The 25033-nt window shown below is 46.1% G+C and carries 21 protein-coding genes and 1 pseudogene; 7 read left to right on the forward strand and 15 right to left on the reverse strand.

The genetic code is table 11. From position 1 onward, the window contains the following. Window positions 1-119 precede the first annotated feature (119 nt). Window positions 120-971 carry a carbohydrate ABC transporter permease gene (locus tag ABXR35_RS09940; protein WP_367061323.1) on the reverse strand — a complete coding sequence of 284 codons (852 nt, stop codon included), beginning with the start codon at window positions 969-971 and terminating at the stop codon, window positions 120-122. 176 nt (window positions 972-1147) lie between these two features. Beyond that, window positions 1148-2011, reverse strand: coding sequence for a carbohydrate ABC transporter permease (locus ABXR35_RS09945; RefSeq protein WP_436669360.1), 864 nt, complete (start codon window positions 2009-2011; stop codon window positions 1148-1150). Window positions 2012-2220: 209 nt separating this feature from the next. Between ABXR35_RS09945 and ABXR35_RS09950 the strand changes: the two genes are divergently transcribed. The 3 genes from ABXR35_RS09950 to ABXR35_RS09960 all read left to right on the forward strand — a co-directional run bounded on the left by ABXR35_RS09950 (window position 2221) and on the right by ABXR35_RS09960 (window position 4572). Then, window positions 2221-2799: a GbsR/MarR family transcriptional regulator gene (locus tag ABXR35_RS09950; RefSeq protein ID WP_367058954.1), complete on the forward strand. Its 579-nt coding sequence runs from the start codon at window positions 2221-2223 to the stop codon at window positions 2797-2799. Between the two features lie 117 nt (window positions 2800-2916). Further along, window positions 2917-3891, forward strand: coding sequence for an aldo/keto reductase family protein (locus ABXR35_RS09955; RefSeq protein WP_367058957.1), 975 nt, complete (start codon window positions 2917-2919; stop codon window positions 3889-3891). 114 nt (window positions 3892-4005) lie between these two features. After that, window positions 4006-4572 carry an O-acetyl-ADP-ribose deacetylase gene (locus ABXR35_RS09960; protein ID WP_367058960.1) on the forward strand — a complete coding sequence of 189 codons (567 nt, stop codon included), beginning with the start codon at window positions 4006-4008 and terminating at the stop codon, window positions 4570-4572. A 170-nt stretch (window positions 4573-4742) separates the two neighbouring features. On the opposite strand, the gene ABXR35_RS09965 is transcribed toward ABXR35_RS09960, so the two are convergent. The 4 genes from ABXR35_RS09965 to ABXR35_RS09980 form a co-directional block, all read right to left on the reverse strand. After that, window positions 4743-6041, reverse strand: coding sequence for a galactokinase (locus ABXR35_RS09965; RefSeq protein ID WP_367058963.1), 1299 nt, complete (start codon window positions 6039-6041; stop codon window positions 4743-4745). A 203-nt stretch (window positions 6042-6244) separates the two neighbouring features. Next, on the reverse strand, window positions 6245-8458 hold the full coding sequence (locus tag ABXR35_RS09970) for a bifunctional alpha,alpha-trehalose-phosphate synthase (UDP-forming)/trehalose-phosphatase (RefSeq protein ID WP_367058966.1): 2214 nt from the start codon (window positions 8456-8458) through the stop codon (window positions 6245-6247). 342 nt (window positions 8459-8800) lie between these two features. Then, on the reverse strand, window positions 8801-9466 hold the full coding sequence (locus ABXR35_RS09975) for a hypothetical protein (RefSeq protein WP_367058969.1): 666 nt from the start codon (window positions 9464-9466) through the stop codon (window positions 8801-8803). Between the two features lie 166 nt (window positions 9467-9632). Beyond that, window positions 9633-10346, reverse strand: coding sequence for a YceI family protein (locus ABXR35_RS09980; RefSeq protein WP_367058972.1), 714 nt, complete (start codon window positions 10344-10346; stop codon window positions 9633-9635). 314 nt (window positions 10347-10660) lie between these two features. Between ABXR35_RS09980 and ABXR35_RS09985 the strand changes: the two genes are divergently transcribed. Both ABXR35_RS09985 and ABXR35_RS09990 read left to right on the forward strand, forming a co-directional pair. After that, a complete protein-coding gene (locus ABXR35_RS09985) occupies window positions 10661-11344 on the forward strand; it encodes a response regulator transcription factor (RefSeq protein WP_367058975.1) in 684 nt (227 codons plus the stop codon). Beyond that, complete coding sequence (locus tag ABXR35_RS09990; protein WP_367058978.1) at window positions 11329-12729, forward strand: HAMP domain-containing sensor histidine kinase; 1401 nt, start codon at window positions 11329-11331, stop codon at window positions 12727-12729. Before ABXR35_RS09985 ends, ABXR35_RS09990 begins: the two co-directional genes overlap by 16 nt. Before the next feature lie 87 nt (window positions 12730-12816). Here the strand turns inward: ABXR35_RS09990 and ABXR35_RS09995 are convergent. The 3 genes and pseudogenes from ABXR35_RS09995 to ABXR35_RS10005 all read right to left on the reverse strand — a co-directional run. Continuing rightward, a pseudogene (locus tag ABXR35_RS09995) lies at window positions 12817-12930 on the reverse strand (excalibur calcium-binding domain-containing protein); the annotation flags it as partial. A 744-nt stretch (window positions 12931-13674) separates the two neighbouring features. Continuing rightward, window positions 13675-14157, reverse strand: coding sequence for a hypothetical protein (locus ABXR35_RS10000; RefSeq protein WP_367058981.1), 483 nt, complete (start codon window positions 14155-14157; stop codon window positions 13675-13677). 15 nt (window positions 14158-14172) lie between these two features. Next, window positions 14173-16104, reverse strand: a complete 1932-nt coding sequence (locus ABXR35_RS10005; protein ID WP_367058984.1) for a primary-amine oxidase — start codon at window positions 16102-16104, stop codon at window positions 14173-14175. Between the two features lie 223 nt (window positions 16105-16327). On the opposite strand from ABXR35_RS10005, the gene ABXR35_RS10010 reads away from it, so the two are divergent. Continuing rightward, window positions 16328-17827 carry an APC family permease gene (locus ABXR35_RS10010; protein ID WP_367058987.1) on the forward strand — a complete coding sequence of 500 codons (1500 nt, stop codon included), beginning with the start codon at window positions 16328-16330 and terminating at the stop codon, window positions 17825-17827. 336 nt (window positions 17828-18163) lie between these two features. On the opposite strand, the gene ABXR35_RS10015 is transcribed toward ABXR35_RS10010, so the two are convergent. From ABXR35_RS10015 to ABXR35_RS10030, 4 genes are all read right to left on the reverse strand, one after another. After that, window positions 18164-18991, reverse strand: a complete 828-nt coding sequence (locus ABXR35_RS10015; RefSeq protein ID WP_367058990.1) for a helix-turn-helix domain-containing protein — start codon at window positions 18989-18991, stop codon at window positions 18164-18166. 277 nt (window positions 18992-19268) lie between these two features. Continuing rightward, the gene (locus ABXR35_RS10020) at window positions 19269-20168 is read right to left on the reverse strand and encodes a TIGR02452 family protein (protein WP_367061326.1); all 900 of its coding nucleotides are present in this window, start codon (window positions 20166-20168) and stop codon (window positions 19269-19271) included. Window positions 20169-20439: 271 nt separating this feature from the next. Then, entirely contained in the window at window positions 20440-20943 is a 504-nt protein-coding gene (gene ybiA / locus ABXR35_RS10025; RefSeq protein ID WP_367058993.1) for a riboflavin biosynthesis intermediates N-glycosidase, read from the reverse strand. 99 nt (window positions 20944-21042) lie between these two features. After that, window positions 21043-21957 carry an NUDIX hydrolase gene (locus ABXR35_RS10030; protein WP_367058996.1) on the reverse strand — a complete coding sequence of 305 codons (915 nt, stop codon included), beginning with the start codon at window positions 21955-21957 and terminating at the stop codon, window positions 21043-21045. An 846-nt stretch (window positions 21958-22803) separates the two neighbouring features. Here ABXR35_RS10030 and ABXR35_RS10035 point away from each other — a divergent pair. Next, on the forward strand, window positions 22804-23175 hold the full coding sequence (locus ABXR35_RS10035) for a hypothetical protein (RefSeq protein WP_367058999.1): 372 nt from the start codon (window positions 22804-22806) through the stop codon (window positions 23173-23175). A 177-nt stretch (window positions 23176-23352) separates the two neighbouring features. Here the strand turns inward: ABXR35_RS10035 and ABXR35_RS10040 are convergent, their stop codons facing one another. Together ABXR35_RS10040 and ABXR35_RS10045 are read right to left on the reverse strand one after the other, a co-directional pair. Then, on the reverse strand, window positions 23353-23688 hold the full coding sequence (locus ABXR35_RS10040) for an antibiotic biosynthesis monooxygenase family protein (RefSeq protein WP_367059002.1): 336 nt from the start codon (window positions 23686-23688) through the stop codon (window positions 23353-23355). A 109-nt stretch (window positions 23689-23797) separates the two neighbouring features. Then, on the reverse strand, window positions 23798-24925 hold the full coding sequence (locus tag ABXR35_RS10045; protein WP_367059005.1) for a helix-turn-helix transcriptional regulator: 1128 nt from the start codon (window positions 24923-24925) through the stop codon (window positions 23798-23800). Window positions 24926-25033: the final 108 nt, after the last annotated feature.

Genomic DNA, 25033 nt, shown 5'->3' on the forward strand with positions numbered 1-25033 from the left:
TTTTATTTCCTAATCTTTTCAAAAGATTCACGTATAATCAGCTCCCAATCTCATTTGAATGAATGATGGATCAAAGCATTTCTCACTGCCTGCCGCTTATCGGTGCATTCGCCGTATGCTCAGCTTTTGTTCACACCTGCGGACATATTGACGCTCTCCATAATTGTCTTCTGGGTAAATAGAAACAGCAGCAGTAGTGGTGCAATCGTAAATGCGCTTGCTGCCATAATTTGCGGCCATTTCAGTCCATACGCTCCCCCTTCCACAAAGAAGCTGCGTAGTCCAGCAGATACGAGTTGCAGATCGGGGCTCTTCGTAATCAGCATCGGCCAGAAATAGTTATTATACTGCTCGATAAACGTAATCAGCATCATCACGGCAAAGGTCGGTTTTGCCAGCGGTACGATCATCGTCCACAAAATACGAAAGTGGGACGCACCATCCAACTGCCCGGCTTCTACCAGTTCATGTGAAATCTGCATAAACGCTTGTCGAATCAGAAAAATCGAGAATACACTCACACAGTTGGACAGAATCAATCCGCTGTAGCTGTCCAGCAAATGCAGCTTACTCAGCACCAGATAACTCGGTAAATACACCGCTGTGCTTGGGATCATATAGCCAAGCAGCACCATGCCGGTAAACAGCCCTTTTAACCGAAATTGCATATGAGTGAGCGCATACGACATCATCGCCGAATTGATCACCTGCAGTAGCGCAATCGACGCGCCAACGAACATACTATTGAACATATAGCGGGCAAATGGAGCCGCATGCCACGCATCCGTATAATTGCGCCAAATCATCTGCTCTGGCCAAAAGGTTGGTGGGAAGCGGAAGATTTCGTCATTCGTCTTCAAGCCACTCATCACCATCCAGTAAAACGGAAACGCCATCGTCAATGCCACAACTGTGAGCAGCGCATAACGAACCCACGTAGAAAATGAGAATGCTGCACGCTTTTCACTCATCCGCTTGCGCTCCCTGCCGCTGTCTTGATCCGATGGAGCAGCATGATTGGTAAAAGAAGAAGAGCTGTTAGTAGATACCATATCCACTGTACTGACAGTCGGCTGTAGCAGCAGGTCGCGTTGTGGTGATGACCCGCTAGCATTGTGTTCGGTTTGGTAACGCTGTTTAGTCGTATTCATTGGTAATGCACCATCCTCCGTCCAAGCAAAAAGGATACTAGCGATAGCAGCACGCAGATCAGAATGATAATGACGGCTACTGCCGATGCCTGCCCTACGTCAAAGGCTTCAAAAGCCGCCTGATAATACATATACAGCAACGTCCGCGTCGATCCCGCTGGTCCTCCCTGCGTCATCACATTAATCTGGTCATACGCCTGCAAGGATTGAATAATTAGAATGACCGCTAAGAAAAAAGTCGTTGGCGAGATGAGCGGCAGTGTCAAATATCGAAACCGCGTCCATGCCCCCGCACCATCCATCGAGGCAGCTTCCAACAGATCGTTTGGCAAATTACGCAGTGCCACTAGATAAAAGATCATCGCCCACCCAATCGACTTCCACAGCGTCACGATCAGCACAGCAATGAGCGCCCAATGTGAATCCTGCAACCAGCCAATACCTGCAATGCCAAACCAGCTTAGTACATGGTTCGCATATCCAACATCCGGCTGAAAAATCCACGACCAGACAATCGAAACCGCTACCGTCGGCGTAACCCACGGCGAGAAGATCAGCGCCCGATAGATACCGGAACCGCGCAGCTTGCTGTTCATGAGTAGCGCCAGCAATAATCCGCCAATCATAATCGGTAGCACACTGCCCAGACCGAATAGCAGCGTCACCTTGAGCGCTTGGTAAAAGTCAGGATTGCCAAGCAAGTAGCTGTAATTGCCCAAGCCGACAAATTCCTTGTCTGGGCTCATAAAGTCCCAATCCGTGAAGCTTAAATACAATATGTATCCGAGCGGACCTAGCCAGAAGATAAGCAATGGTATGACCGCTGGCATCGTAAACAGCAGTGCCTCGCCCTCCCGCATCCATTTCAATTTCACTCTCTCCACTCCCGTGTTCAAATTTCATTGAATCCTTTTGTCTTTGACAGCTTTCCACTTCGTTTTGATCTTCCGTACAAAAATTATTGTACACTCCATTACACGACAATGAGTCAAAACAGTGTTAAACTATCGGTGAATATTGTAAAATGTATACTCAATTTCTGGCATATTCAGATCATATACGAGGTGTTATGGTGGAAAAGGAAAAAAATGTACAGGATACGAAGGAAACGAATATGGCTCATTCATCCAAGCATCAACAGTTACGTGCGGAAATCATCGACTCTATTGCGCAGACGATGGATTTGTACGGTGTGAATCATTCATTTGGCGAGCTGTACGGTATTATGTATTTTGAAGATCGACCGATGACGCTGGAAGAGATGAAGGATAGCATGAATATGAGCAAAAGCAATATGAGCTATGCCGTGCGCTCTCTCGTGCAGTCGCGCATGATTACCAAGCTGGACGACAAGCGCGATCGCCGCGATCAGTATCAAGCGGAAACCGATTATTTTAAAACCTTTCAAAACTTCTTCGGTAGCCGGTTACAGCGTGAGATTGATGTGATGACCTCCAGTCTAGAGCAGGTCATTCCGCAATTATCGCAACTGATTCTCGCTCACGATACATCTGCCGAAGAACGCGAAACCGGTCTGCGCGATCTACATAAGCTGCAACATGCACAGCAATATTATGAATGGTTACAGCATTTTGTAGATCAATTGCAGGCTGGGGCGTACTTTCCATCGAAGCCTGAGCAGGAATAGTCCTGTCCAACCATTGACGAAACCAATATTTTGGCGGATGATGGCTAAGGTGGCTTTTGTACCATTTTGTACCATACGCCACCTTATCTATCTACATATTAGGGAGTGTGAGTAGGAATGAAATACCGTAATCTAGGAAACACTGGTTTGAAGGTTAGTGAAATCTCACTGGGCAGCTGGTTAACGTACGGCACAGCCGCTGAACAACAGGCAGCCGATCTGTGCATCCGCACCGCCTTTGAAGCAGGGATTAATTTTTTCGATACGGCAAACGCTTACAATCGTGGTGAAGGCGAAAAAGCAATTGGTGCGGCGCTGGCAAGCTATGAGCGCTCTAGCTATGTACTAAGCACAAAGGTCTTTTTCCCTATGGGCGATGGACCCAATGATCGTGGTCTGTCACGCAAGCATATTATGGAGCAATGCGAAGCCAGTCTGAAGCGACTGGGTACGGATTATATTGATATTTATTTCTGTCACCGCTTTGATCAGGAGACACCAACCGAAGAAACACTGCGCGCACTCGACGATCTAACAGCACAAGGGAAAATTCTGTATGCTGCGGTTAGTGAATGGTCAGCTACTCAGATTACCGAGGCTGCTGCAATCGGTGAGCGGTTGCGTCTGCGTCCACTCGCGGCGAATCAGCCAATCTACAATCTGTTTGAACGTTATATCGAGCAGGAAGTATTGCCAGTATCCCAGCAATATGGGCTTGGTCAAGTTGTCTTCTCCCCGCTGGCGCAAGGCGTATTGACTGGCAAATACAAGCCGGGGCAAGCACCAGCATCCGGTACGCGTGCAGCTGACGATTCGGTCAATCAGGTAATCCGCAGCTATTTCCGTGACGATGTGCTAAGTGTAGTCGCTGAGCTGAACGATCTAGCTGCAAGCATGGACGTCACCTTATCGCAATTGGCATTGGCTTGGGTACTGCGTCAACCGGGCGTAAGCTCTGCGATTATCGGTGCGAGCAAGCCGCAGCAGATTCATGAAAATGTAGAAGCGGTAAATATAACATTGAACACCGAAACGCTAGAACAGATCGACAGTATTATGGAGAAAATCAGCGATTTCGCACCGATGCGCTAACCGTTGTTGCAAAAACGGCGATGTGTGGATCAATGAAGGATGAATGTTCATAGGTTGAGCATAAGAACTGTTGATAGCAGAAGGCTGCGATGTTACTAGCGGAAAGGAGATCCTATGAAGAAGCTTGTCATTAATGGGGTTACCATTGAAGCAGTACAAGGAGACATTACGCGTGAACAGGTCGATGCTATCGTCAATGCTGCCAACTCTAGTCTACTGGGCGGAGGCGGTGTGGATGGAGCGATTCATCGTGCAGGCGGTTCAGCGATTCTAGAGGATTGCTACCGCATCCGCGACCGTCAGGGCGGCTGTCCAACAGGCGAAGCGGTGATTACCACGGCGGGGCATATGCCAGCAAAGCATGTCATTCATACCGTCGGTCCCGTATGGAACGGCGGCGATCAGCTAGAACCGGATTTGCTGCGTAATTGCTATGTCCACTCTCTACAGCTGGCGGATGAGCATCAATTGAAAAGTATTTCGTTTCCTAATATCAGTACAGGCATCTACGGCTATCCGAAGTCGGAAGCTGCGAAGATTGCCGTACACGTTGTTCAGCAATATGCGGAAACTGGCAATGGCAGTGTGACGCATATCCGCTTCGTTTGCTTTGACAATGATAATCTGACGCTGATTGAACAGCAGCTGGATGCATTGAGTCATGGCGCGAGAGAGGAATGAGTACTGCTCAATATGGATCAGAGCAGAAGCATGGAGAAGCATACGTATTCAGCTCTATGACCAGAGCAGCGACTACAAGCGAGTCTGAACATAAAAAAGGATGGCATCCTACTTATCGGATGCCATCCTTTTTGTTATATCTCATTTTCGTTATATGGAATGATACTCGCTTACCCTTCCAGCAGATCGTTCAGACAGAACGCGCCATGCTCACGCACACGTACACGGAAAATGGAAGTACCCAGCGTGTCCTTAATGGTCTGCTCATAGGCAGCAGCATGTTCATTTGGCACTGCTGCCAGAATGACACCAGCGAATCCGCCGCCATGCAGACGACATGCGCCGTCACCGATACGTTGCAGGAATACCTCAGTAATCGCCAGCGCTACCGCTACACTCTGATCATGATGATCCGAATCGCGATAGCAGTTTTGCAGCCATTTCCACGACGAGTTACCGGACGCGGTCAGCAGCTTCAGGAAACCCTCTACATCATCGCGACGTAGTGCATCCACCTGTTGATCTACACGCCCATTCTCCTCCAAGAAGTGCATCGCACGCAGAACTGCACGATCTCCCGCCTGCTCACGCAACGCTGGCAGATTCGCATATACCTGCTCCAACGTAATATCGCGGCATACCTCTGCGCCCAGCTGTTTGGCTACGGCGAACATTTCGTTTGGCACGCTTGCATAATCCTCCGTCAGATCGGCATGGTTTCCGCCTGTGCTGACGATCAGCAGTGAATAGCCTTTTTCATAAAAGTCATACGGCACCGCTTCGATGACGGGTTGTTGTGGATCGGCAAAATCAATCGACACCAGTCCACCATACGCACAAGACATTTGATCCAGCAAGCCAGATGGCTTGTTCCAATAGCGATTTTCCGCATAACGCCCAATCTTCGATAATGCTACCGCATCCAATTGTCCTTCATTGTACAATGTGTTAAGAATAGCCCCGATCAGCATTTCAAAAGAAGCAGACGAGCTTAGACCGGATGCAGACAGCACATTCGTCGTGATATACGCATGGAATCCGCCTACTTTGTAACCCTGCTGCACAAATCCGTCAACGATGCCTTTCACGAGCAAGATTGTAGCGTTTTCATTTTGACCAGAACTCAAATCATCTAGATTCACACGAAATTCGCCTTCATATCCCTCGGATACAAATACGATCTCCTGCTGCTCGGTCGATGCCGCGGCTGCGATCGTATCCAGATGGATACTGCCTGCCAGTACTTTACCGTGGTTATGGTCGGTATGATTGCCGCCAATCTCCACACGTCCTGATGCGCTGAACAGGTGAACCTGCTGCTCTCCAAAATGCTGTCCAAACTGCTCTAACAGCTGTTCGTAGCGCTTCGTCTGCTCCGAACGTTCCTCTTCCCCATATAATTTCACCAGCAAATCCTGTACCGGCTGCTGCTGTACATAATCTGCCGCTTTGGATGTCAAAATACTCATCTTCATTTCCCCCTACCCGCGTGTATGTATACGCTTCAATAATTGCATTCACATCTTCTATCATAGCGCGACTTGCTTCATACGGAAAGGATAAAATACGAATATTTACGGCAGGATTCTAACTGCTTGCCTATCACGCCACCATATCCTATAGCAAAAAAGCAGAAGCGCCTTGATGGCAGCTTCTGCTTTGTTCATGCTTCTTATTTGCTTGCGTTGGTTTCCTTGCGGCTCAATTCGATGAAACGCTTGAGCAGCTGACGAATATTGCGGAACGATTTTAGGCGGTAGTTAGCATTGGTATTGCCTGCACCCACCTTGATCGAGAACGAATCCTTTGGCATTGCGGTGAACAGGTCTTCATCCGTATGATCATCACCGACACCGAAGATAAAGTCGTAATCTTTTCCTTGCAGCATCTGATGCGCACCGTGACCTTTGTTCATACGCGTATCCTTGATCTCCAGTACCTTGTTGCCTTCCAAAATACCAAGGCTCATGGACTGGGTGATCGAAATGAGCGCTTCGCGCAATTCATTACGCTTCAGTTCTGCCATTTCTGGCTCACTTTGTCTATAATGCCATGCGAGCGAGTATTCTTTTTCCTCAATCAGAGAACCCGGTGTACGGTCAGTGTACATTTCGAGTACGTGACGCACCGATTCTTTCCAATCGTTGTCCACGCTCATCGTCATCTTCCAGTCGCCACCCGGTTCACGCAACCACAGACCATGAGAAGCGATAATGTACAGATTCAGATCGCCTAGCCAGTTCTGCATGACATCGCGGTCACGACCAGTAATAATAACGACTGTGTTGTTCGGATCTTCGCACAATTCAGTCAGAATGGTACGCAGCTCCTCATCCGGCTTCGCCTGATCTGGCGTTGGCTTGAAGCCAACCAGTGTGCCATCGTAATCAAGGAACAGCACGCGTTTTTGCGATTCATTGTATGCTTTTTCCACATTGGACGGCTCGGAACGAATATCGACCACGTCTTTCGTTTCGACTTGGGATTCCGCTGTAGCTTTGAGTGCTTCAAGGAATTCGTCCGCCCAGAATTTCACGTTATAACGCGAAATGCGGCGATGCAGCATTTTGTTGCGTTCAATTTTCTCGTGATCCGGCATATCCAGCGCGGTTTTGATACCAGCTGCAATCGCGCCGTAGTCGTTAGCATTGACGATTACTGCTTCGCCCAGTTCACTAGCAGCACCGGCGGTTTCACTCATAACCAGCATGCCTTTGTAATCGCTACGTGCAGCGATGTATTCTTTGGCAACGAGGTTCATACCGTCGCGCAGCGGCGTAACGAGCAGCACATCGCTGTTCCGGTAAAAGGCGATCAGGTCTTCCTGACTGAATGTACGGAAGAAGAACCAAACTGGCATCCAGCTCAATGTACCAAATTCACCATTAACCGAGCTGACCAGACCTTCGATCTCATTTTTTAGCTCATCGTACGCTTCTACACCAACGCGAGATGGAGCGACGATGAGATTGAGACGTACTTTTTCATGGTATTCTGGATATTTTTGCAGGAATTGACGGAACGCTTTGATACGCTCAGGCAACCCTTTCGTATAATCCAGACGGTCGACGGAAATGATGTTTTGTACCGTTTTGGTGCTTTCGATAAAGTCGCGTGCCTCGTTGGACAGATTGTCTGTACCAGACGATTTGGCGAAGAAGTCGTAGTCAATGCCCATTGGGAATGCTTCGACTTGTACGGAATACGTTTCGTAATTGATTTTGTACAGGTTATGTTCTTTACCTAGCAGTCGACGTACACTGCTCAGGAAGTGACGCACGTAATCATAAGTATGGAAGCCGATTAGATTCGCACCGAGCAGACCGCGCAGAATCTCTTCACGCCAGATCAGCAGGCGATAGATTTCAAAGGAAGGAAACGGAATATGCAGGAAGAAGCCGATCTGCGTATCCGGGTATTTTTCACGAATCAATTGTGGCAGCAGCATCAGCTGATAGTCATGAATCCAGATCGTATCATTCGGCTCGATAATATCGTCAATCGAATCGAAGAACTTCTGGTTCACACGCTTGTATGCTTCCCACGTTTCTTCGTTATATTCAGTCATATTCGTAAAGTAGTGGAACAGCGGCCAGATCGTTTCGTTACAAAAGCCTTCATAATACTGTTCAATCTCATCGTCCGACAGGAAGATTGGCAAACAGTTGTATTCATCTTGAAGCTCCTGGTTGATCTGTTTCTGTTCGTCTTCATTCAGATTGTCGCTTGCAATACCCGGCCAGCCCGCCCAAACGGTGTCACCCTGCTCATGGTAGCTTTTCAAACCGGTAGCGAGACCACCGATACTTTTGCTGTATTGAAGTTCGGACTCGTTTTTTTTCACAGTCACAGGTAAACGGTTAGATACAAAAATAATTTTACTCATTGAATCCCCTCTCCTAATCAACAAAGTATAAATCGCATGTGTATGAGAACATGAATGAAACATGCTGCAAATCAGCTTGATTTTAAATAACCGATGCGCTGATGGGTCATACGGCAATTACCCTTTTTTTTGGATTTCGACACATTTACTGTGTAGTAACCTTGCTGTATATACAACAGGAATCCTTTCATAGCAAGGGATTTCATCTTAGTTAACGACCAGGCAAATATGAATTTTGAGAGGGTATGGTGCTGATGTTTTGACTATGAAAATTTGAGAATAGGAATGAATCATTTCATAAGAGTTCCATATAAAAGCATAGATTTACTAGATGTATAGCATTTAGTGCTGATTGTATAATCGCTGTCCATTGATGCTATACATTTCGATCCGATCCAGCACTCTACCTGAATATTTAGAACCTGTTCTGTTGAACTCGACTATGGCATTCATATAATATAGTTGTCCTTGCTCAAGTGGAATAATCGCTACCGTTCCATCGGTAAACTTTAAACGTACCTGTCGGATATTAGGATCATGAACATATCCATAAAAGGCATCGTACATAACTTTGCGTGAATGAGGAAAAGGTAAACTTAGTACACCCCCAGAGTTGCTAGGCTGAACTCTCACATCACCATACTGTTTTTGCGTAAAATTGCTCAATTTAAACCATTTATTTTGATGAAGACCAGCTAGCATTATGCCCATATAATTCACGCTATGATGACGAAATGTGTACAACAATATAGTTGCCCCTGCATTATCGTTTTGCTGTTCAATATGTATTGTCTGCGTATCAATATCCGTTTGATACTCCATTTGAATAGAATGACTAATCAATTCAGAAAGGGAGTCTGATCCTGTTTCAGAAACGTCCCTACTATAGCTTGCCAATTGTGTCGTAATATCTTCTAAATGGTTTTGGTTTAAGCGCATCGCATTCGCATCAGATACATTTGTCATTAATAGAATCAGAATACTTGCTGTTATTGCATATCTTTTCAATCCATTCCCTCCTTTAATATAGAAATCTTAAAATTCCAATTCATTCCATTATACAAAAAAATCTGCTCAACTAAAAAAGCCGGACAACGACAGGCTCGTTATCCGGCTTTCTTCTATGAGGTTACATCAAATATGTTGAAGGATATTCCATTCTCTCTGACATATCTTATTTTTTATCCAGTACCAATTCCAGCTGAACATTGATGTCGTTCTCTGTGCTCAGTACAACGGAGTGAGGGTTCGTCATGCCGAAGTCGGCGAAGGTAACTTTTGTTGTACCAGACAGTAGCAATTGACCATCTTGGTATACACTTTTCATATCAAAGGTTGCTTCTTTTTCTACACCTTTTACTGTCAACGTACCTGTCATTTTAAATTCATTGGTTGCACCGGATGCCCATTCGGTCGGTACATTTTCAAATGAAGTCGCTTTGAAGGTTGCATTCGGGAATTGGCTTACATCGAAGAAGTCCGCTTCTTTGACGTGACCGTCACGTTGCGAGTTGCCGGAATCGATGGCGCTCATGTCGATTTGACCTTCACTCGTCATTTGGGATGGATCGTCTACATTCACATTCCATGTACCACTAACTTTGTTATCGACAAAGTTAACCGTTTCCTGCGAAGTCGTTACAGAGAAGTATACTTTGGACGTAGATTCATTGATTGCCCAATTGCCGTTCAGTTCACTTCCCGTTACACTCTGACCAGTCGTTGTCGATGTTGTGCCTTCTGCGGACGCACTTTCAGTTGGTACAACACTTTCGATAGCTACATTGTTACCCATATAGCTTTTCAGAAAAGTGTAGCCTCCGATTCCTACAATCACAACAATTGCTACAATGGCGATTAACCAGTTCCTTGTCTTTTTGTTCATCATGTACTCTCCTTTGCTTTCTTTGATATGCACAGTATACGAAGCCAATATGTCGAGAATATGTCCAACTAGAAGATAGATTTATTTTTTTTGCAAATTTAAAAGAGTATGTGAAATATCTAAGTTTATATATAGATTGTTTTGTTTCCCTGCTATATAATGCAATCAATCCACGGTTTATATTGCCGCTGGATTTGCTGTGCCTGTACAATGGAAGGAAGTAGACGGGTGAAATACTGATTACAATGTACCCTCTGCTAACACAGGTTATATTACCGGAGTGTTGTTATCTGCTTCGGCAAGGAGTCGCTGAATAGATGAATTTGATTTTGATTGTAGAAGACGAACCGGGGATTGCCCGCGTCTTATCCGCTTATTTAAAAAAGGCAGGGTTTGAGGTAGTTCATGCTGCGGATGGCATCACTGCATTGGAGTTGTTCAAGCAGCATAGTCCTGCACTCGTTTTACTGGATGTGATGCTGCCGGGTATGGATGGCTGGGAATTGTTGCAGCTGATCCGTGAACAAGGCGCCTGCCCTGTCATTATGCTAACGGCACGCGATGGAATTGAGGATCGACTGAGTGGTCTAGACGGCGGTGCTGATGATTATATGACCAAGCCGTTTATGCCCGAAGAAGTAGTTGCGCGCGTCAATGCCGTGCTGCGTCGCCGACCGTATATGAACGACCGTAATAGCAAGCGTCACTTTGGCAATCTAGTGATTGATTATGCTGCCAAATGCGCTTATTTGAACGGTGCGGAGGTTGGTCTTAGTCCGCGGGATCTGTCGCTGCTCCTCTTCCTGTCGGAATATCCGAACCGCACCTTTACACGCGATCATCTGATCGAACAAGTCTGGGGCATGGATTACGAAGGCAGTGACCGTGCAGTCGATCTGTCGGTCAAACGGCTACGCCAGCTACTGTCCAACTGGTCGTCCGATGTGGGCGAGATTCGCACTTTACGAGGAATGGGGTATCAATTTTGGATCAACGAGTGAAGCCGACGCGTACCGTCTCGCTGTTGTCCTATTGGACGATACGCTATTTTATTATTCTCTGTATCGGGTTTGTCATTATCGCATTGGCAGCCATCTATTGGGTGCGCGATACAACAATGGATAACCGGATTCGGACGGCGGGCTTGCTCGGTCAGGAGGTTGCTGACCGGGTTACCACATCGTCTGGGCAGATCAGCATTCCGCCCAATCTGGATTACATTATCAAAAATCGCTTGCGCTTCTTCAACATCGACGATGGGACCTGCCTGATTATTACGGATAAGCAGGGAAATCTGATGTTCTCGCGTCCAGCAATTACCGAAAAACAAATGTACAACAAGCTGTCCGACGATCTTAGCCAAGCGCGCGATGAGCGCTTTATGTCGATCAACACGCCTATCGACAATAGCAGCAATCAGCAGATTGGTCAGGTCAGCATTTTACAATCCAAAAAATCACTGACCTACAGCCCGAAAGAACTGATGTTTATCTTCGTTCTGCTCGGTATGCTCATTCTAGCAGGCTGGCTGACAATCTACCTGCTCTCCCGCAAGCTGTCCCGTCCACTTGGCGGCGTAGCAGAAGCCGCGCAGCAGATTTGCGCTGGTAATTACGACGTCAAGCTGAATATTCATACGAGAGAAACGGAGATTCAAGAACTGGTCTCCTCTTTTGAGGAAATGGCACAGCGACTCAAGCATTTGGAAGAATGGCGCGCCCTCTCTCTTGCTGGTGTCACTCATGAGTTGAAAACACCAGTGACATCGATCAAGGGTCTGATGATGGCGGTACGCGATGATGTCGTATCCGGCGATGAAGCACATGAGTTTCTCGATATTGCGCTCAAGGAATCTGACCGGATGGAGCGTATGGTCGCCGATCTGCTCGATTACAACGCCTTCGCCTCTGGCAGTGTAGAAGTGCGCCGTGATAAGCTGGATTTGCAGCTGTTAATTCGCGAAGTCGCACACCAGTGGAAATTAACACATGAGATGAATGAGATTGATATTCAGCTGGACTTACCCGCAGAGCCAATGTATACGACGGGCGATTCACTGCGTATCCAGCAAATCATCGTCAATCTGCTGAATAACGGCTTTCAGGCTGCTGATCATTCAAGTTGCATTCGTTTTACGATTCGCATGTTTGCCGATAATGATAGGCTGCATGTGGAAGTGACAGATAATGGTTCTGGTGTAGCGCCGGAAGATCAGTATCATATTTTCGAGCGTTTTTACCGTGGTGAAAAGAAAAAACGCAGCGTTCGCGGTCTGGGTCTCGGCTTGACTTACAGTCAGCTGCTCGCCCGCGCGCAAGGCGGCGACTTGCTGCTACGACGTAGCTCGTCGACAGGCAGTACCTTTGCTCTAGAGTTACCGCGATAATTGGATGTAGCTTAGATATACCAATAGAAAAAGCTCCAGCAGACAGGAATTTCACCTGATCTGCTGGAGCTTTTGTTATTTTGATATTTATTCGCAAGCGATGCCGTCTTTGTCGCGATCCAGCTTCAGACGGTATCCGGGTTCGCCTTTGTACAGTGGCGCTTTGCCTGCCTTACGAACAGCCGTGCAGTTTTTGTAAAAGACACCTTTTACATTGGTAAAGCCAGATACCTGCTGCGAAGATTTAGCTTGAACCGGAGAAGATACAGCTACGCCTGTACCTGCGATCAGTGCTGCTGTAACAATGCCTGCGAACATTTTTTTCATCGTATTCATTTGTGTGAACCCCTTTGTCTGTATGATGGTTTTGTAACGGTATGTCTTTTTGTTTAGGTTAATCAGTTAGTTATGTGTTCCAGTGTATTCTATCACATAATTATGTTTTATTTTACCTTTTTTTCAAAATAAAATTGCATGGATAGAATATCGGTTTCGACGCGCATACAATGAATAGGTTTAAGAGAATATACTCATGCTGCGGATGGTAGTGGTGGATAGGTGCGTAGATTTATTTTCTCTATTATGAATTTTTCATGCATTGAAATAATTTTATTAGTATACACTTTAAAAATGGGAGGTCGTTTCCATGTTCTTCCCTCCACTTCATGAACGGGTGAACGGGTGAACGGGTGAACGGGTGAACGGGTGAACGGGTGAACGGGTGAACGGGTGAACGGGTGAACGGCTTGATTGTGTATCAAAAAGTAATATGTCCAGCAAAAACTCCATGTTTCGTTCAGCAATATGTTCGCCGGAAACATGGAGCCTTCATTATATTGATACGGTTTCTGCGTTTACATGCCTACCTTTTGCATCAATTGATCCATACTACTGCCCTACATCTGAATAGTTCCTTTCTCCTCCAATGTACTGCTATATCTGTCTTTATTCGAGCATGATCACAATGCTATAGACAGCTACACCTAGCGATACCAATGAAAAGCCTGCACAAATATAATTCATTTTCACCGTCGGCTTCTTGCGTAGCATGTTCCATAGCTGGTATCCCGCCTGTAGGATGCTAGCAATGGAAATGATCCAGATCGCTCCCATCACAATCTCCATCCACGGGATTGCACTACTCATCGGATAACCACCGTTATCGCTCATGGAGCTATGATCCATCCCCTGCATACTACTGCTTCCATTCACCCTCATGCCACTCCCACTCATGTCCATACTTCCATGTCCCATCATCACCATCGACGATGCCAAAGCAGGCAAAATCAGCATATGAATGGCATGCAGCACCACGATAACCAGAGCAGGTAGTAACGAAGATACCAGTTGTAGCGGAGACATCCCTTTCCTGCGTATTCCACCGGATATAGTACTGTCATGCACAGACCATGCACTCGTTTTCTCCATTCGGTATCCCCTCCTTTATCCATGATGATGCTGACAATGACCATGTGCCTTCGATGGCGACGGCGGTACATCTAGTGCTGGGCTGCGGTCAAAGAATCCGGTTGGCTTCAGCATAAAGCTGATATACGCTGTCGGCATCACGGGCCAGTCCTCTGGACGTGTAATATGATGATGCCCCATGTTGTACCAGACCACCACATCGGTATTCTCAATCTCACGATCCGCTGCTGCCCAATGCTCTAGACCATCGCCACCTGCATGCTGATTCGGATAGCTGCCAGACGCATACCGTTCGTCTGGGTCAAATGGAGTGACATACAGATGATGCTTGAGGAAACCCGCCCGTTTCATCAGCGGTGAATCGTCATGCGCATACGGATACGCATTTTCCCCAGCAAACAGCTTGTAGCCCACCGGATCACCCAGCGCATTTTTTGCATTTGGATTGATGAATTTCCAATAGCGCGCTGTTCGCAAATCCAGATCACGAATTGCTTCGGACTCCTTACGGAAGGTAGTCGTCACCGGATAAAAGCCATTGCTGTACGGATTATCCGGTCCTTTTTCCATCGACACGGTGTTGACCTCGCACACAGAATTGTTAATACCGTCAATCATCAGATCCATACGTACATTGAAGAAATGCTGATGATGCGCAGCAAACAGCTGTGGCGCAATCAGATTGCCATAAGGATAACGTGTATCCGGTTGAATCGCTTCGGTATGCAGAATACCCGTCAACTTCACTTCAAACTGGATCGACCCATCCTGATAAAAGTACCAGAAAAATCCGTACTCATAATTGCCTACTGTGGAGATGCTGGACAGTACCAACCGACGTGAACGACGTACCTCTACATGACCAGTACGCCAGTCTGTATGCTTCCAGCCAATCCCAAAGTCCTCTTCATGCAAACAAATTGCATTATTAATCTGAATAATATTGCCCTGACTATCTGAGAAATGAGCGTCAAAATACTGAATCTCTCCCAAGCAGTCACAGCCCAGCTCTAGCGGGTTGGCAAGCATACCGATACCATATTCGCCCGCATCAAAAGCATTGTTACGGTTCACCGGCTCCGTCGGATCGCCGTATGGCACTACCATTTCCGATAAGGAAGCACGATACAGAATCGGACGTTCTCGTCCCTGATCGTTATAGCTAACCGTATGCAGCACCAGACCCTCGCGTGAAGTGAAGCCGAAGCGCACCTTCCATTTTTGCCAGTCAATCTCATGCCCTTGCACGGTAAAGCTAGGTCCCTGCGGCTGAATAATATCAAGCGGACGTATATCACTGCGCAGTGGTCCAACTGCATCTGCTGTATAATTCCCATCCAGTGGGGGCAGCGGTACAATCTCCCGATCCACTACCTTCATCACTTCCATATGATTCAGATCTACCAGCGCATACAGTCCAGAGATTGGACGAGCATACAGATTATCAAACTCCGACGTCCGATAGTAACTGAGCGCCCGCACAATCCGTCTTCCTTCCTCTTCTTCATGTCCAAAATGTCCAGCTGACCACGGATCAACCATAATTTTATCCATATCAGTCAATCCGCGACGCTCTAACGCAGCGATCATATCAGGATTGGTCTTCACTACGTTCTGACACTCCATAAACTCATCCGCCATGATGGAAGGTTGTACGCCGGGGATATGCTCCCACGAAACGATATGCCCGCCTGTTACCGATACGACAGCTTCATACGTTTGTCCATCGCGATTGTTCAATAGAATGCAAAACGCTTCGCGCTCTAGCACATCTCCCTGCTTGTATTGCAGTACCTGTGCTTTGGGCGGCTCATATAGATTGACACTAGCGAAGCGATAATGCTCATCCAATTCCTTTTCCTTTCTCAAAATCGCAATCGTGTGCTCCAATTCAAGCGCCGTCAATGGTTCCAGTGGATGTGTAACAGCTTCAAGTTTAATCGACATGTTTCGTTCCTCCTCATATATAAAGTCATGTTTTCTGACTTCTTGTGTTGAAATCATATCGAATATCTGAGGTTTATGTATTGTAAAAATGGGATCAACTCAAAAAAATATCGCTTTTACGTTAACTAAACTAACATATATTCCGTTTTTTACAATCTTGGATCACAAGGGATGTACATAATAAAACAAGGAAGACATGCAGTACATTGAAGGGGGAATGAAGATGGAACAAACAACCACGAATGTACAACAAGATAATCGGCAGCAAACATCACTGATGCCGGACGCGTTGGGAGTACCGGGACTGGTTTTTTTCGTAATTTCGGCAGCTGCACCGTTGATGGCGTTGATGGGTACTCTTACGTTTTCTATGGGATTGGGGAATGGCATTGGCGCACCCGGCATTTATGTGTTGGCACTGATTTTATGGATGTTATTCGCGGTCGGGTATACATCAATGAGTCGTCACGTACGTAATACAGGTGCTTTTTACGCGTATGTATCGAAAGGGCTGGGCAAAATTTCTGGCATCAGCGCCAGTCTGCTAGCAATCGTCTCTTATTGTGCATTACTGCTGGCGTTATACGGACTAGTGGGCAATGCGTTCAACTCATTATTGATGGAAGTTGGGATTCATCTACATTGGTGGGTGTACTCGATCCTCTGCTGCGCGATCGTTGGTATTCTTGGGTATCGCCGAGTAGATGTGGGCGCCAAGTTACTTGGGGTGTGCATGATCATGGAAGTGATTATCCTGCTCATTATCGCCGTTGCTGCGCTCACAACTGGTACATCCGAAGGCTATACAGCCGCACCATTCCGAATGGATGTCATCTTTGGCGGTTCACCGGGCATTGCGATTATGTATTGTATGGGTGCTTTTATTGGGTTTGAAGCTACTGTAATTTATGGAGAAGAAGCCAAACATCCGAATCGAACCATCCCCGTCGCTACATATACAGCGGTCGGTATTCTTGGATTGCTGTATGCGTTTATCAGCTATAGCATCGTGATCGGCTGGGGTGAAACAGGGGTTATGACCAAAGTGAATACGATTCTCACCCAAGGTCTTGATCCTGCCAGTCTGTTTACCGATCTGGCGGCTAATCATCTGGGTATCTGGTCGGTATGGGTGCTTCGCTCGCTATTTGTAACTAGCGCTTTCGCTGGGCTGATTGCCTATCATAATGTCATTGCCCGTTATCTATTCTCGATGGGACGCTCTGGTGTATTGCCCGTCGCCCTTGCTCGGCTACACACCCATCATCGTTCCCCGCATGTTGCCGGATTGCTGCTTAGTGTGCTGTCGTTGATCTTTATTGGACTAACGATTGCAGCCGGATGGGACCCGTTTCTACAAACCTTTGCATACTTATCAGCGATGGCATGTCTCGGTCTGCTCTGTCTATATACGGTGGTCGGATTTGCGATTGTATCGTTCTTTATCCGTACAGGCAAGGATCGTCGTCTCTGGCATAGCAAAATCGCTCCGCTCCTGTCCGCCTTCGGTCTGCTTGCCGCTACTCTGATTACGATTATCAACTTCCCCTCACTTGTAGGTACGAGCGCCTCATCTGTGCCGCTACTTATGGAATTCACGCTGGCTCTTGTAGCTGTTATCGGTGTCTGCATCGGAATCTGGCTCAAACTGTATCGTCCATCCGTTTATGCATATGCTGGCGAATCTATTGCCGAAGCAGAAACGGAAGCTACTGCTCCATAATGCAATCATCCACTACGCTGCATCTGTGCGTCTCCTTGTCCATGCTCTTTACCGATCTATTATGATGCTGTGCATATAATATGTCTCTCCAAATCACACCAAAAAAGCCCGGAATGATTGTTCATTAGCATTCTGAACAACCATGCCGGGCTTTATCGCTAAGCCAGCGCGATTTCACTACAAAGGTTATCTTCCACTTTTCCAATACAATACATCGGCTGACCCCAAACTTCGTCTGTTGATCAATCATACCATCAAAGTAACCGTTGTTTGCAGATGTTGATCATATGATTTTAGTATACGATTTGTACATCCATCCACAGCGGATTACATGTTTTACAGCAACTCTAGCTCAGTGATTAATTTGCGCTGGCTCCATTCCAATCGCAGCTGATGCGGTGATAGATGACTGAATTTTTTGAAATTATTCACAAAATGCGAATGATCATAATATCCCTGCTCATGCACAATATCCAGCAGATCCACATCGTTACTCATGATCATATGCAGTGCATGCTGAAACCGAACCGTCTGGGCAAACAGCTTCGGTGAAAAGCCCACACAATCCTCAAACTTTTTACGCAAATAGCGAGTCGAATAACCGGTATACATGGACAGATCGTTGACGGTCACATTGCCACGACATGCGGTCATCTCATTCAGACAAAACTGCACCAGTTCTGGCAATGGCTTCGACATCATCAGCGGCAGAAACAGCGTGGCAAACCACTGTACTCGCTCCTGAAAATGCTGTGCTTCAAATATTCGCTGCATGTACTCATCCGGCAACGCAAATACATCCTGCAAAGCAACTCGCTGCTCCACCCATGCCTTCAGCGGAATGACACCAATCCCATGCCCCGGCAAAAAACGTACGCCAAAATAGCGTGTTCCCGGCTGAAATCGCATCACTCTTGCCGCCAACACACTTCCGCAAATCTCTGCCTTTGGCTGAGCAGCATCGCATAGAAATAACACATCCACACACCCATCCGGTACGACATGAATGACTTCTGTCTGCTCACCGTTCGTAAATTCATAATACAGTACCGGCTGATCAGGCTTTCGCGTCACATTATCTTCCATATAAAATTTAGTTTCTAACTGGAAACCAAATTGAATTGGCATGATATGAGATGGATGAACGACCGATGTACCAACCATTGACACAACCTCCTTTATACGCAGCCTAAATCTAAGAAAAACAATATCTCTTGTTATTATATTTATCACATATATTACGTATATTATAATTAAAATTTGAAGAGGTTCAAGTTCCGATTTTTACAATGAAGTTTCCAAAGATTGATATGCAGCTCTCCTCCATCCTCCATCCCAATACAAAAAAACTCTGAAACAAACAATCATACCGCTGTATGATCAGCGATACTCTTGTCTGTCCCAGAGCAATAGAAGTACAATCTTCAACCAACATAGTCATTCAAGATGACCATACTTTGCGAAACTCGCGAATGACATCACCATTGCGTGAGCGATCCAATACAGCGAATGTAATATGCTCAAATAGAACTGCATATTGCTCATCCACCAAAATGTCACGGAACCAGCGCGCCACGTCGGATGGATCATTCCGAAATACGCCACAACCGAATGCACCCAATACTAGATGACGCTCACCCTGCTCTGCAGCAACTGCCAAAATATAACGGATGCGCTCCTTCATTACGGTTTCAATCCGAGCCACATTGTTTTTTTCGCGTTCCTGTACAATTCCTGCATTCACCGCCGGCGACGTGATCATGGATACAGTATACGGATGGTTGTGCAGCTGACCATCATCCTCGCGGAATACCACCACATCTGGCGAATAGATCATATAATGCGAATAGAGACAGCTTTTTTCACGGCGATTATGGGTGTACATCTCTTCCATTTGTACAATCGAAGGATAGAGAGATGAAGAACGTGCCAGACTTTCTTCCTGTGCCTGACTTCCGCCAAGGAATCCGCCACCCGGATTGCGTGCTGAAGCAAAGTTCAACGCCAGTACATGCTGCTTATGCTCGTCATTGACTAACCTTGCAGCCGCCTGCAAAGTCGATTCATTCGTGCATTCCATCGTTGCAAATCCGTTGCCTGACGTAAGTGCTGCTTGGGTTTCGGCAATTTGCTGTTGCGCCATTTGCTCTACTTCAGGAAGACGGTTGGGACGATATAAGACGGCATCCTGTACCGAATGGGCGATGTCCTCAGCAATATGATGCTGTTGCCCGTCAGGCGAAGTGTATTGCCCTTTATCTAAAATATCCAATGTTTCCTGTGCCCATTGCAAACGGATGTTGCGTGCATTGCCTCCCTTTCCGCCATTGGAGCGTTGCATGGAATGGTTGGACTGCGTTTGCTTATGGTCTGGAGTTTGTTTATTGAGACGTGCTTGTATTTTATCATGATTGGATCGTTCCCATTTGGACATGGACGAAGATGAATCATTCTTGCTACTCATGTTACTTCCTCATTTCTGTATACATTATAAATGTAGCATGCTGCTTTTCATTTCAATAAACATGCTATTCTTACTGCTACTGCTATAGTGTTCCTATCATATTGCGAACTGCATATACCGATGCTGAATTGTTATTATCACTCTTTTGTTACTGTTCTTGTTGTTGCTGCAATAGATGATCGCGCAGCGAAGTGAGTACCTCACCAAGCCAGTTCGTGCCTTCCCAAGTATTGCGGCTGCGAATAAGTGGATTGTCTTCATCCAACCCCACACCCCAGATCGTATCGGTTGGGCTTGCTTCGACCAGCGTTGTGCCTGCTGTAGCCAGCAGCATCTCTAATAAATCAGGATTTTGTGTAAACTTGGCTTGGTTGCCTTGGTATACAATGTCCTTTGCATGCTGTTGCCACTGTTTCTTGTCAAAGTGCTGTACTTCGCGCCCCAATTGCTTTTGCTCACGAGGATGCTTGGCTTGCAAAATGCGCTGCGCTGTTTGCTCATCGTGAAATAGCATTGCCTTGCCGTACATCATATACTGCTCAGCATTTTGAAAAGAATGACCATCTATTGTAAATGCAGCCGGATGCCATTGCGAAAATGGTGACTCTGTACGATAAAAGAATGTAAATTTCTCTTTCGATTTGGAACTCATGTTCAAGCTCCTTTCTTCGTTGGTGTTATGATTGCGATACGATACGCTTGGATGTTATAAGAATTCCTTTTGATGTTAATAATTGGTGCATAACAACACTCAAGCATCTTCCCACTCTGGACGAAAACGGTATAGCTGCGAGGGACGATGACCCGCATCCTTTGTATATTCATTGGTAGCTATAACACGTGCCGCCATTTTCCGCCGAAAAGCCGGTGCGAGTAGCTCACGATCCAAAATGATTTCATATACCTGCTGGAGTGCCGACAAGGTGAATAGCGGTGGCATCAGATTAAACGCAATATCGGTATATTCAATCTTGCTACGCAGTCGTTCCAGCCCATAAGCAATCATTTTCAAATGGTCAAATGCGATACCGCCACTATCCAGCACGTCCCATTCCACAGCTGCCACTGGACCGTGATACGTCCGAGTCACACGTACTGTTCCGCTTAGTTGCAGTTGCTGATGCGATAAGGTGACTTGCATGTCTTTTTCTAAACGACAGCCATCTTCCAAATGAACCTTCTTCTCTTGCGTAATTCGGTAATCCAGCTTAAACCAGCGGGCATCACTAGCATCCTCGCCTGCACGGATCTGCTGACTGGAAGAATCCACAAGCGCCATGTATGAAGCACTGATTACACGAGTCCGCGGATCACGATTCACATCGCCCCATGTATACAGCTGCTCCATATAAATGCGCTCTAGCCCAGTCTCACTATGCAGCTCACGCGCCGCCGCTTCATCCAGACTTTCATCCATACCGACAAATCCGCCCGGCAGCGCCCATTGCCCGAGAAACGGATGTTCTCCGCGCTGAATTAATAGCAAATGCAGCGACTTTTCCGGCAGCTTGCGATAATTATCCTGCTCCTGATCCAGAATCGTAAAAATCAGCATATCCGCAGTCGCCGAAGGTCGCTCAAATTGCGAAACATCGTACCTTTCCAAATATTCATGCTCTGTCAGCCCCTGTGCGTCCACTGGCTGCTCCGGTGTACCATGGCTCATCCTGTTCCCTCCATCTAGATCTTGTTCAATCGCTATCCATATTGAGTACCATTCATCACTGCTTTGGCTTGCTATAAATCTTGCTATGGATCGTGAAGCTATTACAAATCTATTATTATAAAAAGCCAGATCATGCGCGCATATCTGTTACAGCTTGTTTATACTGGTTACATAATGAGTGTTGAGCTTTATTTTATCATTGCTACTATACATCCCAGTGATATGGGATAGCTAGTTCAAGCTATCTTGGTCGTTCTATACCTACTACACATGTCTACTCATTCTCGGTTATACATTTCATGATTATACGTGGTCTACATCTACATCTACATCTACATCTACATCTACATCTACATCTACATCTACATCTACATCTACATCTACATCTACATCTACATCTACATCTACATCTACATCTTATCAAGTATAATTAAGCTTTCTCATATCGCTACATCTTCTTATCAATTATTACTTTTTTAATATTATCTAAATGTTAATAACATAATGTTATTATATATACTCATCTCCTTGTCGTCAACCCAATCGCCACTATCCACCATACGACACCTTACATTCCTACGGAAATATTCTTCTTAAAACGAAACTATTAAGCTGCTGTTGCGTATAATTCATGATGCGGATCTTTGGCTTTACCTATATATCATTGAAATTTTTAATGAATGATCAGTAATATCATCGCTGTTATAACCGATATATAAGGTATACTATGTTTAACATATACGCGCGCCGGGCATTACCGAAGATGACCCGATCCAGCAAACAGCTATGCAGGCTGTGAATCTACCCGGATAATGTTCTATGCTGATCCGGTAAAGGAGTGAACCCATGAGAATCAATCCCATTGACGCCGTACGTAAAATCACTGCTGATTTTGCTGCTTATACACGCCAGATTTTTGAGAAACGCGTTGGCGAACAAACGGAACGAACTCGTCAAGAAACAACCAAAACGACCAATGATACGAATGTGCAATTTGATCAACTGCTAGAGAAAATTCCGGCAAATCATACCGTATTGCCTGTTGCAGCCCCTGCGGTTGCCTCGTATCAGGAGCTAGCTGCCCTTAAGCTACAAAATGGCATTTATGAACACACGCTTCCAGTTAGCCAACGAATCTCGGTTGCCCAGAAGGCATACGAAGGCTCGATGGTCGATCAAGGACATGTAACGATTGAACCGTTTGACTCGCGTGCTTGATAACAAGGTGATGCAATACAGCAAAAAACCTTCCTCTGTAATGGAGGAAGGTTTTTTATGTTTATTGTTTAGGGTATATCAGGTAACATGCCATCCTGCTTGAGTTCATCTACCAGATCATAGCTGATTCCATGTGTATCCTATCCCCAAACACGGCATATCACTATATAAGCAACATTAAGCGTTAGTAGCACCCGCTGCTGTTTTCACAGCTTTGACTTCATATTTTGCATGGCTGACATTCAACATATACTCCGGTTTCGGTCGACCTGCCTTATTGCGATGACCTTGAACATGGGCGTCGCTTTTCTCCCAATTTTTCCAGTCCTGTTCAGATTCCCAACGGAACATAATCACAACCTCTTCTTCACCACGGCGTACTTGTTTGACCAGCACCTGCATATCGACAAAACCCGGCTGTTGCTCTACAACGGTTCCCGGTTGGCTAAAACGTTCAACAACTTGCTCGGCATACCCTTCACTGACAGTAATCGTGCGTAAAATAACGAACATGATTATCCCTCCTCACACCGATTGATTCCGGCGATTACGATTATTATAATTGATAATCATTATCATTGTCAAAACAAAAGATTCTATACCAATCTATTATAAAAGATATTCAATACACACTCTCATGCAGAATCTCGCCTGTGCGCGATAAGTCGTATCCACCAATCGCTTTTAATTCATTTTTAAATTCAGTAGATTGCAAAATACGCTTCAGTGACGCAATCCATTCGGCATTTTCCGGTTTGTTCAACACGACCAGATCGTAACGCTCCAGCGTCAGCGGCACAAACTCCACACCAACTAATGCAGCCGCCTTTTCACTGCCGATCCCTACATCAGCTTCACCGGCAGCAATACGAGCCGCAACTGCAATATGCGAAGTCTCTTCATGCGTATATCCACGTAAGCTAGACGGGCGAATATTGTGTAAACGCAACTGTTCATCCAGCAGCACTCTTGCGCCTGCTCCGCGCTCACGATTCACAATACGGATGCCATTTTGCCCTAATTGCTGCCAATCCGTAATGCGTTTTGGATTGCCGCGCTGCACATACAAGCCCGCGCGCCGTGAAGCCAGATTGATTAGTGTAAATGAATGAGACACCATCAGCTTGCTTACATAGGGTAGATTGTATTCGCCCGTTTCGCCATCGAACAGATGAGTACTTACAATATCGGAATTGCCCATATACATCGATACCAGACTGTCCATGCTACCTGCAAAAGAACGCAGCGGACGATAACGCTGTTCTTTTTCCATATAACGTGCCAGCAGATCCAGACTGGTATCCTGACCTGTAATTACGATCGTTTTTAGATTACTCGGTGGCATGATCGGTTCCTCAGTAATCGGCTGCACGGTGCCTACATTGCGTAGAATCTCTTCTGGTCTAGCATAAGCCGCATGGACAAATGCTGGTGAAACGCCGGTTTCTTCATAATTGCGTTGTTCTGGCGGTAGATGATTTGCTGCATCCGGTGCCAGCCCTGCTTCGGGAATATGTGCCAGTCCGCCATTTTGCAGCTCCTGTAACTGCAATTGACCAGCATTCTCGCGCATCATTCCGTCTTTGGAGCGCTGCTTGTATTGCTCTAGATCGTCATGGTCGATCCGCATCTGCTTGCCGACACGATAGGCAGGCAAGTCGCCTTTCTTGATCAGATCGTATACCGTCAGCTTGGAGACTTTTAGCAGACGGGCGATTTCTTCGGTTGTATAGGATATCTGCTCGCTCATACGCCGTCCCTTCCTTTATCTCAAATTTTATATCAAAATCACGTATCGTAGAATCCTCATAGCAAATCACTCATAGCATCCTATCATGATCCTTATAAGCTATGTTCA

The organism is Paenibacillus sp. JQZ6Y-1 (assembly GCF_040719145.1).
In the GTDB taxonomy this organism is placed as follows: domain Bacteria; phylum Bacillota; class Bacilli; order Paenibacillales; family Paenibacillaceae; genus Saccharibacillus; species Saccharibacillus kandeliae.